This is a genomic window from Sphingomonas sp., from assembly GCF_035555815.1.
Lineage (GTDB): Bacteria > Pseudomonadota > Alphaproteobacteria > Sphingomonadales > Sphingomonadaceae > Sphingomonas.
The window spans coordinates 1-1,850 of sequence record NZ_DATMGG010000134.1 but is presented as its reverse complement, the minus strand read 5'-3'; the positions used below and the strand labels follow the sequence as shown (position 1 = coordinate 1,850).

1 protein-coding gene and 1 pseudogene are annotated in these 1,850 nt (G+C 68.2%); both read left to right on the top strand.

Annotation, left to right across the window (positions count from 1 at the left end):
• Nucleotides 1–907: pseudogene (locus VNR91_RS07435) on the top strand (hypothetical protein); the annotation flags it as partial.
• A 235-nt stretch (nucleotides 908–1,142) separates the two neighbouring features.
• Nucleotides 1,143–1,850: adenosylhomocysteinase (locus tag VNR91_RS07430; RefSeq protein WP_325490137.1), on the top strand; the 708-nt coding region annotated here is incomplete at its 3' end.

Sequence of the window (1,850 nt, the reverse complement as noted above, 5' to 3'; positions counted from 1 at the left end):
CGACTGGAGCGCGAGCTATGTCGCGACGATGGGCGCGGACGGGCGGACGCTCGACCTGTTCGCGTGGATGACGCTGGCCAACGGCAATGCCGAGACGCTGCCCGATGCCGAGGTCAACGCGGTGGCCGGGCGGCTCGAGCGGCGGTTTGTCGAGCGGTATCGCACCGCCGCCGGGGCGCTGCGGCTGGAATGCTATCCGTTGGGGACGACGACGTCGAACCTGCCATCGGCCGACGCGATCGCTTTCAGCGGCAATTCGATCGTCGTGACGGCCCGCCGCAGAGGGCTGATGGAAAAGATGGACATGGTGGCCGCGCCCGCGCCGCCGCCGCCCCCACCACCGCCGCCGCCGGAGGATCTGGGCGATCTCAAGCTCTACCGCGTCCCCATGCGCGTCGCGGTCGCGGCGAACCAGCAGAAGCAGGTCGCGCTGCTCCGTCAGGCGGGCGTGGCGTTCGAGCGGCTGTATGTCGCGCAGGCCTCCCCCCGCAATCAGGCGGCGATGCCGGTCGGGATCGAATTGCGGATGAAGAACGAGGCGGGCGCCGGGCTGGGCATCGCGCTGCCCGCCGGCACGACCGCGCTCTATCAGGAACGAGACGGCGAGCGGCTGCTGCTCGGGCTGGGCAACGCCAACGATACCGCCGTCGGCCAGCGCTTCGCGATCGGCGCGGGGACCAGCCGGCAGGTGCAGATCACCCAGAGCGCGGATCGCAAGGCCGGCGCCAGGGTCACGCTGACCAATGCCAACGCCGCGCCGGTGACGGTCGAGGTGCGCGTCGGCGCGGCGGGGGCGACCAACCTCAAGGGCTTTTCGGCGCCGGTGGAGCGGATCGACGGGGTGTGGACCTGGCGCGTGACGGTCCCGGCGAACGGGACGGCGACGCTGGGGTACAGCTATTCGTGACCGCGGCTGCGGCCGCGCCGTTGTTCGTGGGGCGGGGGCGACAGTTGCACCGCTCTTCACAAGCCTCTCTTCGCCATCCCCGCCTTCGCGGGAGTGATGGGGAGGAGCCGGGCGGTACAGGGCCGCGTGGCGTGGAGTGCACGCCATATAAAGATATCTTTATATTTGATTTGCATTCGGCCGGCCGCGCCATTAGGTGAGCGCGCACAACCCCATAGTGCTGGAGATTTCTGACGTGGCCACCGCTCTCGCCGCCGACACGCACGACTATGTGATCAAGGACATCGCCCTGGCCGATTTCGGCCGCAAGGAGATCGAGATCGCCGAAACCGAGATGCCGGGCCTGATGGCGCTGCGCAGCGAATTCGGCGCGTCGCAGCCGCTGAAGGGCGCGCGCATCACCGGATCGCTGCACATGACGATCCAGACCGCGGTGCTGATCGAGACGCTGACCGCGCTGGGCGCCGACGTGCGCTGGGCGACGTGCAACATCTTTTCGACCCAGGACCATGCCGCCGCCGCCATCGCCGCCGCCGGCGTGCCGGTGTTCGCGATCAAGGGCGAGAGCCTGGCCGATTACTGGGACTATGTCGGCAGCATCTTCGACTGGGACGCCGACGGCAGCGGCCAGACCGCCAACATCATCCTCGACGACGGCGGCGACGCGACGATGTTCGCGCTGTGGGGCGCCAAGCTGGAAGCCGGCCAGTCGTTCGCCGAGCCGGAGAATGACGAGGAAGTCGAGTTCCAGCGCGCGCTCAAGGCGTTCATCGCCAAGCGCCCCGGCTATCTGACCGAGACCGTCCGCAACCTGAAGGGCGTGTCGGAAGAAACCACGACCGGCGTCCACCGCCTGTACGAGATCGCCAAGAAGGGCGAGCTGCCGTTCCCGGCGATCAACGTCAACGACAGCGTTACCAAGTCGAAGTTCGACAACCTCTAT